The 14,219-nt window shown below is 44.7% G+C and carries 10 protein-coding genes; 7 read left to right on the forward strand and 3 right to left on the reverse strand.

Annotated features, from left to right (window positions below):
• The first annotated feature begins 21 nt into the window (after positions 1–21).
• The 3 genes from BDE27_RS03425 to iolB are packed head-to-tail and all read left to right on the forward strand — an operon-like array spanning position 22 to position 3,726.
• Complete coding sequence (locus tag BDE27_RS03425) at positions 22–1,926, forward strand: bifunctional 5-dehydro-2-deoxygluconokinase/5-dehydro-2-deoxyphosphogluconate aldolase (protein ID WP_099133898.1); 1,905 nt, start codon at positions 22–24, stop codon at positions 1,924–1,926.
• A gap of 54 nt (positions 1,927–1,980) precedes the next feature.
• Positions 1,981–2,871: a myo-inosose-2 dehydratase gene (iolE, locus tag BDE27_RS03430; protein WP_099133899.1), complete on the forward strand. Its 891-nt coding sequence runs from the start codon at positions 1,981–1,983 to the stop codon at positions 2,869–2,871.
• Positions 2,872–2,895: 24 nt separating this feature from the next.
• Complete coding sequence (gene iolB / locus BDE27_RS03435) at positions 2,896–3,726, forward strand: 5-deoxy-glucuronate isomerase (protein WP_099133900.1); 831 nt, start codon at positions 2,896–2,898, stop codon at positions 3,724–3,726.
• A gap of 42 nt (positions 3,727–3,768) precedes the next feature.
• Here the strand turns inward: iolB and BDE27_RS03440 are convergent, their stop codons facing one another.
• Both BDE27_RS03440 and BDE27_RS03445 read right to left on the reverse strand, forming a co-directional pair.
• On the reverse strand, positions 3,769–5,049 hold the full coding sequence (locus BDE27_RS03440; protein WP_099133908.1) for a cytosine permease: 1,281 nt from the start codon (positions 5,047–5,049) through the stop codon (positions 3,769–3,771).
• A 24-nt stretch (positions 5,050–5,073) separates the two neighbouring features.
• Entirely contained in the window at positions 5,074–5,769 is a 696-nt protein-coding gene (locus BDE27_RS03445) for a helix-turn-helix transcriptional regulator (RefSeq protein WP_099133901.1), read from the reverse strand.
• A 383-nt stretch (positions 5,770–6,152) separates the two neighbouring features.
• On the opposite strand from BDE27_RS03445, the gene BDE27_RS03450 reads away from it, so the two are divergent.
• The gene (locus BDE27_RS03450; RefSeq protein WP_099133902.1) at positions 6,153–6,788 is read left to right on the forward strand and encodes a helix-turn-helix domain-containing protein; all 636 of its coding nucleotides are present in this window, start codon (positions 6,153–6,155) and stop codon (positions 6,786–6,788) included.
• A gap of 464 nt (positions 6,789–7,252) precedes the next feature.
• Here the strand turns inward: BDE27_RS03450 and BDE27_RS03455 are convergent, their stop codons facing one another.
• Entirely contained in the window at positions 7,253–8,119 is an 867-nt protein-coding gene (locus BDE27_RS03455; protein WP_099133903.1) for an AraC family transcriptional regulator, read from the reverse strand.
• A gap of 405 nt (positions 8,120–8,524) precedes the next feature.
• On the opposite strand from BDE27_RS03455, the gene BDE27_RS03460 reads away from it, so the two are divergent.
• From BDE27_RS03460 to BDE27_RS03470, 3 genes are read left to right on the forward strand one after another with little or no spacing between them, the layout of a single operon-like run.
• The gene (locus tag BDE27_RS03460) at positions 8,525–10,654 is read left to right on the forward strand and encodes a type I secretion system permease/ATPase (protein ID WP_099133904.1); all 2,130 of its coding nucleotides are present in this window, start codon (positions 8,525–8,527) and stop codon (positions 10,652–10,654) included.
• Positions 10,654–12,039, forward strand: a complete 1,386-nt coding sequence (locus BDE27_RS03465) for an HlyD family type I secretion periplasmic adaptor subunit (protein WP_099133905.1) — start codon at positions 10,654–10,656, stop codon at positions 12,037–12,039. The genes BDE27_RS03460 and BDE27_RS03465 overlap by 1 nt, the downstream gene beginning before the upstream one ends.
• Positions 12,039–14,204, forward strand: coding sequence for a type I secretion system permease/ATPase (locus BDE27_RS03470; RefSeq protein WP_099133906.1), 2,166 nt, complete (start codon positions 12,039–12,041; stop codon positions 14,202–14,204). Before BDE27_RS03465 ends, BDE27_RS03470 begins: the two co-directional genes overlap by 1 nt.
• Positions 14,205–14,219 lie beyond the last annotated feature (15 nt).

Raw genomic sequence — 14,219 nt, forward strand, 5'->3', positions numbered from 1 at the left:
TATCCGGTAAGAGGTGAATCAATGGAACAGCATAGAAAATTGGATGTGATTTGCATGGGACGTATTGCGGTTGATCTGTATGGTCAACAAATTGGTTCCCGTTTGGAAGACATGGCAAGCTTTGCAAAATACTTAGGTGGCTCTTCAGGGAATGTCGCCTATGGAACAGCGCGTCAGGGATTAAGATCCTCAATGCTGGCAAGGGTTGGTGACGAACATATGGGACGCTTTTTGCGTGAAGAATTGGAGCGGGTGGGTTGTGATACCAGCCATTTGATCACTGACAAAGAGCGGCTTACGGCTTTGGTTTTACTCGGCATTAAAGATAACGAAACTTTCCCACTGATTTTTTATCGCGATAATTGTGCTGATATGGCGATCACCCGAGATGATTTCAGCGAAGACTATATTGCATCTGCCCGTTGTCTGGCGATCACCGGAACTCACCTTTCTCACCCACAAACTCGTGATGCTGTTCTGACTGCACTGACTTACGCCCGCCGCAATGGTGTCAAGACTGTCATTGATATCGATTACCGGCCGGTATTGTGGGGATTGACCTCATTGGGTGACGGTGAAACTCGCTATATCACCTCAGAGCAAGTGACTGCACAATTGCAGGAAGTGCTCTCCCTATTTGATTTGATTGTGGGAACTGAAGAGGAATTTCATATTGCTGGTGGCTCTACGGATACTGTCGAAGCTTTGCGTCGAATACGAACACTGACGGTTGCAACTTTGGTTTGCAAACGTGGTGCATTAGGGTGTTCGGTATTTACTGCCAATATTCCCGATACCTTAGACGAGGGAGTCACTGTACGGGGCGTCGAGGTAGAAGTCTTGAATGTTTTGGGGGCTGGGGATGCCTTTATGTCTGGTTTATTGCGTGGCTACCTTAATAACGAAAGTTGGGAACAGGCTTGCACTTATGCCAATGCTTGTGGAGCCTTGGTTGTTTCCCGTCATGGGTGCGCGCCCGCTATGCCAGATAAAACGGAGCTGGATAACTATTTAATGCGAGCAACGGAAGTACTATATCCAGATTTAGATCCACATCTCAATCACCTGCATCGGGTTGGTAGTCGCCACAAACAATGGAATGAATTATGTGTCATGGCATTTGACCATCGTATCCAGTTTGTCGAAATGGCACGCAAGGTGAATGCCGGTCTTGATCAAATTCCGCAACTGAAAAAACTACTGTTCCGTGCCTGTCAGGAAGTCAGCATTGAAGCCCATTTGGCAGGAAAAGCGGGGATATTATGTGACAGTAGTTTCGGTCAAGATGTACTGAATGCTGCAACAGGGAAGGGATTATGGATTGGCCGTCCGATTGAACTGCCTGGCTCCCGACCGCTTTGTCTCGAACATGGTGATATTGGTTCCCAATTAGTGAGTTGGCCGCAGGAACATATTGTGAAATGTTTAGTATTCTTTCATCCAGAAGATGATCACCCATTGCGTCTGGAACAGGAAAAAACTGTACAAGAAGTCTATGCTGCCTGTTGTCAGTCTGGTCATGAATTATTGCTGGAAGTTATCTTGCCAGTAGATATGCCTAATTCTGATGAACTTTATCTGCGAGCGCTCCAGCGTTTTTACAATCTTGGCATTAAGCCAGACTGGTGGAAATTGCCACCGATGCAATTTGCAACCTGGGATCAAATCGCTGCATTAGTTGAACAGCGTGATCCTTATTGTCGTGGGGTTGTGATCCTTGGCCTTGATGCACCGGAAACGATCTTAAAGGCCAGTTTCAATGCCGCGGCGGGTAAATCTATCGTCAAAGGTTTTGCCGTTGGCAGAACGCTATTTGGTCAACCGTCACTGCAATGGCTGGCGGGAGAAATAGATGATGAAACGTTTATCCAGAAAATAAAAACTAACTATCACAATTTGATTAATTATTGGCGTCAGCGTGGATAGCTGAATAACAAAGGGAATAGAACATCACTTTTTTCATCTTACAGGAGAATCTTCATGGCTGTTCAACTTGGCATCAACCCCTTGACATGGACCAATGATGACTTGCCATCCTTGGGGGCAGAAACACCGTTGGAAACTTGCCTGACAGAAGGGCGACAAGCAGGATTTGCAGGTTTTGAGCTGGGCAATAAATTCCCTCGTCAGGCACAGATTTTAGGCCCCATTTTGGCCGCTCATGATTTGAAACTCGTGTCTGGCTGGTATTCCGCTGAACTTCTGACACGTAGTGTTGAAGAAGAGATTGCCGCCGTTCAGTCGCATTTGACCCTGTTGCGGGAATTGGGGGCTACAGTGATGGTGTTTGCCGAAGTGACCCATTGTATTCATGGCAATCAGGGGAAACCAGTGCATCTTCGTCCACTGTTTCCGGCAGAGCGTTGGCAGGAATATGGTGAAAAACTGACAGAATTTGCCCGTTATACTCAATCACAAGGTGTACAGGTTGCGTATCATCATCACATGGGAACGGTGATTGAACGTGCGGAAGATATCGATAACCTGATGGAAAATACAGGTGAAGAAGTGGGATTGTTATTGGATACCGGGCATTTGACCTTTGCGGGGGATGATCCATTAACAGTGGCAAAACGGTGGTGCAAACGTATTAATCATGTGCATTGCAAAGACATTCGTCCTGACGTGTTAAAAGATGTCAAAAACCGTAAAACCAGTTTCCTTGATGCGGTCTTGAGTGGTGTTTTTACCGTACCAGGAGATGGTTGCGTCGATTATCCGGCCATTTTTGCGATCTTGAAAGAAAATAACTATCACGGTTGGTTGGTGGTTGAAGCAGAACAAGATCCCGCTGTTGCCCATCCACTGACTTATGCCACGCTGGGATATCTCAATTTGCATAAATTTGCCAGAGAAGCGGGATTGGTTTAAACGCGGAGATTGGGAGGAAGTTAAATGTCTAAACTACTGTCAAAATACCACGTACCAGATCAGGACAAACGAACGCAGCATATTACGCCGGAAACAGCAGACTGGGGATATGTGCATTTTGCTGTTTATGAACTGAATGTAGGGGAAATTATCACTTTACCCGCTTCGGAAAATGAAACGTGTTTGGTGCTGGTGGCAGGAAAAGCTACGGTAGTGACGCCTCAGCAACGGTTTGAAAAAATTGGGGAGCGCATGGACCCATTTGAGCGCAAAAAGCCTTATGCTGTCTATGTTGCACCTAATGAAACGATGGAAATCATTGCTGAAACTCAACTTGAACTGGCTGTATGTCAGGCGAAAGGAAAAGGCAGTTATCCCACCCGCTTAATCGCCCCACAAGATATTGAGGCTGAACAGCGTGGTAATGGTAATAATCGACGCTATGTTCACAATATCCTGCCAGATGATCAACCGGCGGATAGTCTACTGGTTGTTGAAGTCTATACTGATGAAGGATGCACCAGTTCTTATCCTAGCCACAAGCACGATACTGACAATGAGCCACAAGAAACTTATTTGGAAGAAACATACTACCATCGCCTGAATCCACCACAGGGTTTTTGTGTCCAGCGAGTCTATACCGATGACCGTTTATTGGATGAAGTCATGGCGGTTTATAACAAGGATGTGGTGATGGTGCCAAAAGGGTATCATCCCGTGGCGACCATCGCGGGTTATGACAGTTACTACCTCAATGTTATGGCTGGCCCGACACGCAAGTGGTTATTTACCTGGGAAAAAGATCATCAATGGGTTAATGGCAAAGAATATGCGGAGAAACATGCTAGCCGTTAGGTATTGCTCCCGTTTAGGGAGCAATATCATAGATACATTATGCTAACTGCGTTCACAAACTGACTTAAATAGCCCATAGGCTAAACTCGCTAGCAATAATGAATTAATTGCTGGAACACCCCATTCTGCCTCCAGACCAATCACGCTGCCGATAACACTGGCAATAATGGCAGCCCAGCCGATAGTTGGTGTTTCATACGGAAGTGCGTCTTGTTCTCGGCTCTTATCTAATATCTTGCGATGGGAACGCAGAATATAGTAATCAACCAACATAATCCCAATAATGGGTGGAAAAACAACGCCCAACACAGTCAGGAAATCCACAAACCGCTCCAGGATACCCAGAATAGAAAGTAGCGTTCCAAATATTCCAATAACGATGGTCGTTGGAGGATAACGGAGTTTTTTGCCAGTAATACCCTCTACGGCGCTGATAATGCCTAATGATGAAGAATACAAGTTCAAGTCGTTGACCCTTAATGTGGAGAAAACGACAACCAAAAGACCTGCTCCTCCAGCCAATTGCGACATAATAGTGACAACATCTGACGTATTCAGGGCCTTTGTGATAAGAATAGCCAGGCCATTAATCACAAATTCTCCTGCAATAATGGTCAGCAAGGTGATCCCAAAAACATGCTTGCCTGATTTGGTGTAGCGAGTCAGATCAGGCGTCATTAAACTTGCAACAATCGCACCACCTACGACGATCGTGATACCCGCACTAATGGTTAAGGTATCACCAGAATGAGGTAATTTGATAATTTCATGTAGCTGTTGACCAGTATTACCTGACAGTACGGTAGTGGAGACATAAGCAATCAGCAAAATAAACAGAGGAACAGCGATTCTGGCGGTAAAACGCAATGCCTTAAAGCCAAAGGCGATCAGTATTGTCAACAAAGTGCCAGAGAACGCCGCAGCCCAGCCAAACCTGAGTTTATCGCCGGAGGCAAAATTAAGGGAATGGGCGAAAATTGCGTTTTGGATACCAAACCAGCCTAATAAGCTGATTGCAACCACGAGGCCAATTAATACAGACCCTATGCGGCCAAAACCACACCACCTCGCCAATAGGCTGCCGGATAAGCCTTCACGCATTCCTGCAAAACCGAGTCCAAACGTGACAATGCCAAAGATCAGGCTGCCGATGCAAATAGCAATAAAGGCATCGATCAAAGCCATAGAGTTACCGAGTATAGCCCCAAGCATAAACTGATCCAATGCCGTCAACATGCCCATATGCACAATAGCCACGCTTAACAGTGATACACGTTGTGTTTGTGGCACCCGCTTCAGTGGACAGTGCTCAATTTTTAGTATTACCATCACCTTTTTGGACTTCTTTTAGAGAAATAGAATGCCTTTTTCAATTAGACGTTCTGGTATGTAGCTATCTAATTGTAGGTGTCTACAAAACTCCTCAAATTGCTGGAGTGAATGAACGTTCGCTTTTTGATAGATGTTATAAACTCTATTTTCTATCGTTTTGTGGCTAACGTTGTATATTTGAGCAATTTCCTTATTTGAGCGTCTTTGCAGCATGAAGAAGATAATATCCAGCTCACTACGAGTAAACAGGTCTGTGGTCGCTTCTGTAGTGAGTATGCTGGGTTTGTGGCGATTAATGTATTTTAAGGGAGAGAAGCTACTTAATGGCTTAGCATTCCAAACTATCCCGATACACTCTTTTTCATCGTTATACACGGGAAATTTTTCACTGATGAAAGGGGCCAAACTGTTTTTTCCGTACCAATAATGTGTTTCGATAATGGAAACCCTATCTTTTGATTCCTCAGTTCTCCGGTCATGCTCTTTGAGATCTTGTGAAAATTGGTCGTCAGACCAATCAGTTGGAAATTCACAGTCTAATTTACCTTCAATGTCAAAGTATTCTGGTGTATTGGTGTAAAGATAAGCCGCTTTATTCATATAGATATGTCTGGAGTCCATATCCTTAATACCCCAAGGATCGCTGAGATGTTCCATCATGGCAATTAGTCCCTTGAAATAGGGTTCATTATTTTTATAGGATAAACTCATCTCTATCTCAAATAATTGTTAGTTTATTCATTGTAAATAAGGACGTTTGTATTTATGTTTTTACTTGTATTGATTCCATGTTCATCAAGGCTAATTTCCCAAGGTAATTGGTAAGTTGAAATTTAAAATATCGGTTTAAGTCATATTTCATCTGTTTTTGTCTGCTTTTATGCTATTTATTATCTATTTTTGTTAACCTATCCAAAAATATAACTTACTCAATTAATATTTTCTATATTAAATAATTGTATCCAAGAAAAAACTGTTATCATTTTTACTGTTCAATAGCAAGAGTGTTTTTCACCCTTTCCTGCTCTTATAAAAAGAGTTTAGTCTAAAAAATCATATAAATTAGCTAGTTATATATTTTTCTGGGCGTGAGTATGTATAAGAAGCAAAAAATGGAACACCTGAGAAAAAACTTGCAATATTTACTCGATTCCAGAGGGGAAACAAGAGTATCGCTCTGTGAGCAAACAGGTCTTAATCGTACAACTGTTTATAATATCTTAGAAGATAGGGTTCAAAACGTTCACTCTTCCACAATACAGAAAATCTCCAATTTCTTTGGCATATCATATAGTGAAATAGAATCAACTGATATCGCAGAAAAAGAGCGTTTGGATGGGATCGTTTCTTATGAAGGGAATATGAATCCCTGTGCTGTTCCATTATTTATGCAATCTGAATGTATTACTTCTGAATTTTTGGACGGTAAGATAGGCTCCCTAATTATTGGAAGGAAACTGACCTATTATTTTGGCACAGGGCCTAATATTGTTGCCGTTTTACTTGAGGATGATTTATCAGATAAACATAATTCAGGAGACTTATTAATAATCAGGAGAGGTAATTACCAGAATAACAATCCTAAATTATGTTTCGATCCAAAACAGCAGCAGTTTCATCTCAAAGAATCGAATAGAGAGAGTCTGGATAATTGGATAATCATTGGGGATATAGTGGAAGAACGGTTTAGATATGGGAGAACTCCCTTGTCACATAGATTTATCATGTGAATATTTATACAACTTAGTGGTTAATAACCATGCTATATGTGAGGTAAATAATATTATTGGTTTTTGCCTTTCTGTTGAAAACGGATATCATTGTTTAAGTAATATTTAATAATATCAATAGGTTACTTTTATTTGTTTGTTTTTTGTTTATTCATCATTAAATAATGACACACTTATTCACCATAAAAATCAACATTTGTATTTTTATATGTTGATTTTGATATTTGTCTGGTGTATTAATTTCGTTATCAAAACATAAGATAAAATTTATATTTTGTCTGGTCGTTAGATTAGGGAAACACTTCTCCTTCTATGCGGACAAATTATTTTCATTATTTTGAATTAAAATGTTACTCGCCTACACCAGGGCAATGTATAGTAACCAGCCTCTTAATCGGAGGCATCTGATTAAGAGACTGGAACTATCATCAAGCCAATATATACAAGCTAACTTACAAGACGTCTTACGCTAGAGGCAGATAAATATCAGTGACAGCTTCGGCTTCAGTCACAGTTGGAAACAACTTTACCCGTTCAAAAAATAGCGGAAAATCCCGAACTTCTTGATTGTGTTCCGATAACCAATTTGTATACAAATAATTAACTATGGGGGTTATTCCATCATCTGAACCAGTGTATCTGATATAAGCACATTTTCCAGATGGAATTGTTTTTAGTATGATTTTTGCGTGCTTAACCTCAAACTTCGGCGAAACCTCTACACACAAATCAAACTGATACTCTTGCGGATCAATGTTTGCAGGATCTGCATAAACAAGATTAAAAGTTCGGTAACGCTCTGGGGATAATTTGTGACTTATTCTCCACTCCTTGAACTCCCTAATTGTGTTGCCAATATTTGATGGTGAACCTTTGTATTCCATAACTGCTACCGGGATTTCTGGAAAGTTGACGATTTTTACTTCAACAGGAGATAATTTCTCATTCATAATTTTAGTCCTAATATTGTTTATGATTTGATAGTGGCTGTGCCAGACAGACCAATCAGGTTTTTTTCTGAATTCAATAGGACTTTGACCAACTGAACTTTTGAACGCCCTGGAAAAGGCTTCAGGACTTTCATATCCACATGCAAGAGCAATATCGATTACTGAATTATCGTTATACGCCAGCTCATAAATAGCTCTTTTCAATCGAATTTGCCTGATATATGCAGCAGCACCGATACCATAAGTTGCGGAAAATAATCTGTGAAAGTGGTACTTGGAACAAGCTGCAATATTACTCAAACTTTCTCCATCCATATATGTATCGATATGTTTATCAATGTAATGGAGAAGGGCATTTAATCGTTGTTTAATCATCGTCATATATCCAACCTATCTGGTACAAGGGGATGTTATATAGTCTCCTGTAGCAGGACATGACAATTATTGCTGACTTATATCTTTCATGGATGTTTCTGCCAATAAATAGTCTTTTTTCGAGGTTTATTTATTGCACCATATTTAGATACAAAACAGGCGGAAATAAAAAACAATCCAATAACAAATATTGCTATTTTAAATTAATTTATTGATTTAAAAGGTAATTATTTTTCTGGATTGACGTTGGTAATAATTATAGTATTGATAATTATCATCAATGGTGATCATACCTTTGAGTTATCTTGATTATGAAAAATTTTTTCCACAGCCATATAGATATCGTTAGTTAATATGGATTAACCATCTTACTAATATGTTTTTTTTCCAATAATATGAGAATGGAATCACATGATGGGTGCTGCGATTGATAAGGACAATATATCTGCCGATACGGTGTCTTCTGCCCTTGACTGTTGTCAATTATTGTTGCAGTTGATTAAAGGTGAAGCTCAAGAAACGCCTTCTTTATCCTCTGATAGCAAGCTGAAATTTGCAGTAAAAGAATACGGTAAAGTACATAATGTTGATATGGCCTTATGCCGTTTAAAATTCCATAAGCTAACGCCAAAACAGCTACCTTTAGCCTTTCGAGATAAACAGGGAGGATTTGTTGTATTAGTACGCCTTGCTCCTGATCAGGCTCTGATCCAGTCTCCTTATTCTGCTTCACCTGAAATACTTCCTATTGAGGAGCTTGAAGCCAGATGGAGTTGTGAAGTGATCCAGTTGCGGGAAGGTTGCCACAGGTTCGATGTTTCCTGGTTTATTCCTGCCTTTATTCATCACCGCCACCTCCTCGGTGAGGTACTGATTTTCTCCCTGATGCTGCAACTACTCGCTCTTGTGGCGCCTTTGCTTTTTCAGGTAGTGATGGACAAGGTGTTGGTACACAGGGCATTGTCCACCTTGGATGTGCTGGTGATAGTGCTAATAGTGGTAGGGGTGTTCGAGGTGATACTCCGAGGGTTGCGTGAATACCTGTTTGCTCACACCGCTAACCGTATCGATATTGCCTTGGGCGTTAAACTATTCCGGCATTTGCTGGGTTTGCCTTTGCTCTACTTTAAGCACCGCCAGGTGGGCTCTATCATCACTCGGGTGCAAGAGCTTGACAGTATTCGTGACTTTTTGACTGGCTCTATGCTGACTTTGTGCGTGGATGTCGCCTTCACTTTTGTCTTCTTCGGGGTAATGGCCTGGCTGTCATTACCTCTGACTTGCGTGGTGCTGGCGTTATTACCCTTCTATTTCTTGTTGGCCTGGCTGAGTTCCAAACCGCTGCAACAGCGGATTGAACAGCAGTTCCAGACTGCGGCCTGCAATACCTCCTTTCTGAACGAATCTGTTAGCGGTGTCGAAACCATCAAGAGCCTGGCAGTGGAGCCAAATATGCAGCGACGTTGGGAGTCCCAGACTGCAAATATGGTTGAAGCCAGTTTTCGTACTCAGGTTCTTAATAGTTTCGTCAGCCACGGGGTAATGTTGCTACAGAAGGTTACGAGTGTCGGGATTATCTGGTTAGGGGCGAATATGGTTATTGCTCTGGAGCTGACCATTGGTCAGCTAATCGCGTTCAATATGATGGTGTCACATATCAGTCAACCTATCGCTAAGCTGATTGACCTGTGGCAGCAGTTTGTCCTGACCAGAGTCGCTGTTGACAAACTGGGCGACATGCTCAACCTGCCTGTTGAGCAGACACAGGGGGATATTTATCCCCAGACGCCGCTCAACGGTGATTTACAGCTGCGTAATTTGGTGTTCCGTTATCAACCCGATCAAGAGCCTGTATTGAAAGGAATAACTCTGCATATCAGGGCTGGCGAGTCCTTGGGAATAGTCGGTCCTTCCGGTTCAGGAAAAAGTACCCTGGCCCGCTTGCTACAGAGACTTTATGCTCCAGATGGAGGAGAGATCTTGATCGATGGCATGCCTCTACATCAACTAAATCCTACCTGCTTACGTAGCCAGATCGGGGTTGTGTTACAGGAGAATTACCTGTTCAACCGCAGTGTGCGCCATAACATTGCACTCAAGAATCCCACTGCTTCGTTGGAGGAAGTGATAACAGCCGCCAAATTAGCAGGTGCTCATGATTTTGTCCTCCAGTTGCCTCTGGGTTATGACACTGTGTTGGCTGAAGCGGGTAGCTCTCTGTCCGGGGGGCAGCGCCAACGTATTGCTATCGCTCGGGCGCTGATGGCTAATCCCAAAATTTTGATTTTTGACGAGGCGACAAGCGCCCTTGATGATGAGTCTCAAGCCCTAATCCAGGCCAATATGGCTGAGATTTCCCAGGGACGCACCGTTATCACCATTGCTCACCGCCTGTCTACGGTGCGTGATTGTGACCGCATAATCACTTTAGAACAGGGCCAGATCACTGAATCGGGCAGCCATCACCAGTTGCTGATTAAGGGAGGTTGCTACGCCAGACTATGGCAGTTGCAACAGGAATTACGGAAGGAGGTGGTGTGATGTCATTCAGGCACCTGAAAGCCGCACTTTTGGCCTGGCGTCAAGAACGTTATGCACCCAAGGCACCAAAGCGTACCCGTGACGAGTACGAGTTTCAACCCGGCTATCTGGAGATAGTTGAACGCCCTCCGGCACCTTGGGCAAGGCTCACTGCGGGGGCACTGACTCTGTTACTTCTAATCGCTTTGATCTGGTCGATTGTTGGTCGCCTGGATATCCATGCTAATGCTGTAGGGAAATTACTTGTATCCAGCAATTCGAAGGTAATTCAGCCCTTTGAAGTCGGTGAAATTGCGGAGATATTGGTCCGCGACGGCCAGAGAGTAAAAACGGGGGATGTACTTATCAAACTCAATACCATAGGCGTTGAAGCTGAATTGAAGGAGTTGCAGGAGCAGCTGAACTTCAAACAGTTGGAACAGGCGAGGTTACGGGCCCTGTTGACCGATACCCCTATTGAGAGTTTTGTGGTTCCGCAAAGTACGCCGCCAGCACAGGTCATGCAGGCGAGAGAGCATCTGGCGAGTACCTGGAAAGAAGTGATTGCCAATCTAAACAGTCTGGATGGCGAAATGAAGGTTAACCAAGCGAACCAGTATGCTCGTCGTGCCGATATCTCTGCGTTGGAGGGTCTTGCAGCCAATATCAAGGTGCGCCTTGAAGCGCACCGGATTCTGGCCACCAAGAAATTGCTATCAAAAGTTGAGCTACTGGGGCAAGAGAGAGAAAGGCTGGAGGTAGAGCGTTCCCTTTCTCAACAACATGCCGAATTGGCTGTCCTTGAAGAGCAATATCAGGGATTGCAGGAAAGCCGAGAGCGCTACCTGGCTAAGATCAACCGTGAATATTATGATCAGTTGAATGAAGCGCAGGCTGCAATTGCTGTTATGGCACAGCAATTAATTAAAACCCGCGAGAGGTTGCGATTGTATACTCTGCGGGCACCGGTCGATGGTGTGGTGCAGCAATTGGCGATCCACACGCTGGGGGGCGTAGTGCAATCGGCCCAACAACTGATGGTGATCGTACCTGATGATACGCGCTTTGAAGCCGAAGTGATGGTGTTGAACAAGGATGTGGGATTTGTGCACGCAGGTCAGCCGGTGGAAATTAAGGTCGATGCTTTCCCTTATACCCGTTATGGCACCGTACGGGGCAAAGTGGCTCATGTCTCTAAGGATGCAGTTAAGGATGAGCAACTGGGGCTGGTATTCCCGGCACGGGTTAGAATGGAACGAACCTCTATCGCAGTGGATGGGCGTGAAGTCCCATTACAAGCAGGTATGAGTGTTACCGCCGAAATCCGTACCGGGGATAGACGGGTGATCGACTACCTGATCAGTCCGCTGCAACAGTACCAGTCCGAAGCATTGAAGGAACGATAATGCCAACTATTGAATCTACCCTATCAGAGCCATCTAACGGAGATGAGTCCACAGTAGTAGATAGTGGTCTTTTGGCTCTGGCCTACGCCGCCCGCCATTTCAATGTGGCGGTGGAGCCGAAGTTGTTGAGTCACCGTCTCGGGCGTACTCAGGGGAGCACAGACTACCAAGATCTTTGCCGTTGTGCCCAGTGGATCGGTTTGAGGGCTCGCTATATCACCACAGATATGAGCCGTCTCGAACATCTTTCCCTTCCTGTCTTACTGGATACAGAACAGGGTTGGTTAGTACTGGAAAGGGTTGAAGGTGAGTTTGTTGTCCTGTATCAGCCAAACGTGGGTAAAGAGAAGCACTATCCTCGGACTATTCTCGCCGACCATTGGCAAGGCAGGGTGGTGTTGCTGGCGGAAGCGACTGAACAACCGAAACGACAGAAGTTCGGCTTTGGCTGGTTTATGCCTTCCATTCGTAAACATGCCGCCCAGTTCAGAAACGTTCTCCTCGTGTCTTTGATGCTACAGTTGATCGCCTTAGTCACCCCCATGTTGTTCGAGAATGTGATCGATAGGGTTCTGGTCAGTCGCAGCTTGTCAAGTCTACAGGTGCTAGGATTTGCCATGCTTATCCTGGCCGTGTGCGAGCCAGTTTATAGTTTTCTCCGCTCCTGGCTGTTCGCTAACCTTGCCAGTAAAGTCAATGCTGAACTTTCCAGTCGTCTCTATCAGCACTTAATCGCCCTGCCAATGGACTATTTCCGGCAGCGTCAGACGGGAGAAATCATCGCCAGAGTGCGCGAAATGAGCCAGATACAACAGTTTCTTACCGGTTCGGCACTGACGATGGTACTGGATTTGGCTTTTGTCGGCTTGTTTGTGGCTGTGATGTTCTTCTATGCACCTGAGCTAACATGGTTGGTACTCGGCTCTCTGGTGCTCTATTTCCTGTTCTGGATGGTAGTTGGACCTGTGCTGCGTTCCCGTGTGTTGCGGGAATATGAGTTAAGGGCTGACAACACCGCTTTCCTGATCGAATCAGTTACCGGCATTGAAACGATTAAGACCAGTGCTACTGAGGCGGGTTTCTCGCGCCGTTGGGAGCACCAGCTATCTGCGTTTGTTCGTTCCTCGTTTCGCGCCAAAGTGGTAGGACTCCTCGCCGGACAAGGGATAGGGCTGATCCAGAAACTGACCTCCGCCCTGCTACTGTGGTGGGGAGCTATTATGGTGATGGAGGGAAAGCTCAGTCTGGGGGAGCTGGTGGCCTTTAATATGCTTTCTGAGCACGTTACCCAACCGATCCTGCGCTTAGCTCAGGTCTGGCAGGACTTTCAACACACTTTAATCTCACTGAACCGGCTCGGTGACATACTCGATGAAGAGGGAGAAAGCGGTAGCGGAGGTCTGGCTTCAATCCCCAGATTACAAGGTGGGGTGAGCTTCAGAGGTGTGCGCTTTCGCTACAATGAGGAAGGTCAGGAAGTATTACGTAACCTCAATATCGAAATGAGTCCCGGTGAATTTGTTGGTATTACAGGGCCATCAGGTTCGGGCAAATCCACCCTGACGCGGTTGTTACAGCGCCTTTATATTCCCCAACACGGGCAAGTATTAGTGGATGGGATCGACCTGGCGATTGCAGATCCGGTGGAGCTGCGTCGCAACATGAGTGTCGTACCACAAGAGAGTTTACTGTTTTCAGGCTCTGTTGCAGAAAACATCCGCCAATGTCGGCCGCAATCCAGTGATGCTGAAGTTATTCAGGTAGCAACTTTGGCTGGGGCAGACGAATTTATTCGCAGCCTGCCACAAGGATATAACACCCAGGTTGGTGAGAAGGGCGTGCTCCTGTCTGGTGGACAGCGTCAGCGCATCGCTCTGGCCAGAGCCTTGCTCACTAATCCCGGTATTTTGCTGCTGGATGAGGCCACAAGTGCCTTGGATTATGAATCGGAAGCGGCGGTGATAGCTAACTTGCAGCACATTGCTCAAGGCCGCACTGTGATCAGTGTTGCTCATCGCCTCAATACCTTGCGCCATGCTGATCGGATTTTGGTACTCGATCAGGGGCAAGTCGTTGAGCAGGGTAGCCACGAGCAATTGCTCGCCTTAGGTGGACTCTATGCCCGACTGTGGGCCTTGCAGATGAAAGAAAAAGTAACCCCGTAAAGATCATCAGTAGGA

The sequence above is a fragment of the Xenorhabdus ehlersii genome (genome assembly GCF_003610465.1).
GTDB lineage: Bacteria > Pseudomonadota > Gammaproteobacteria > Enterobacterales > Enterobacteriaceae > Xenorhabdus > Xenorhabdus ehlersii.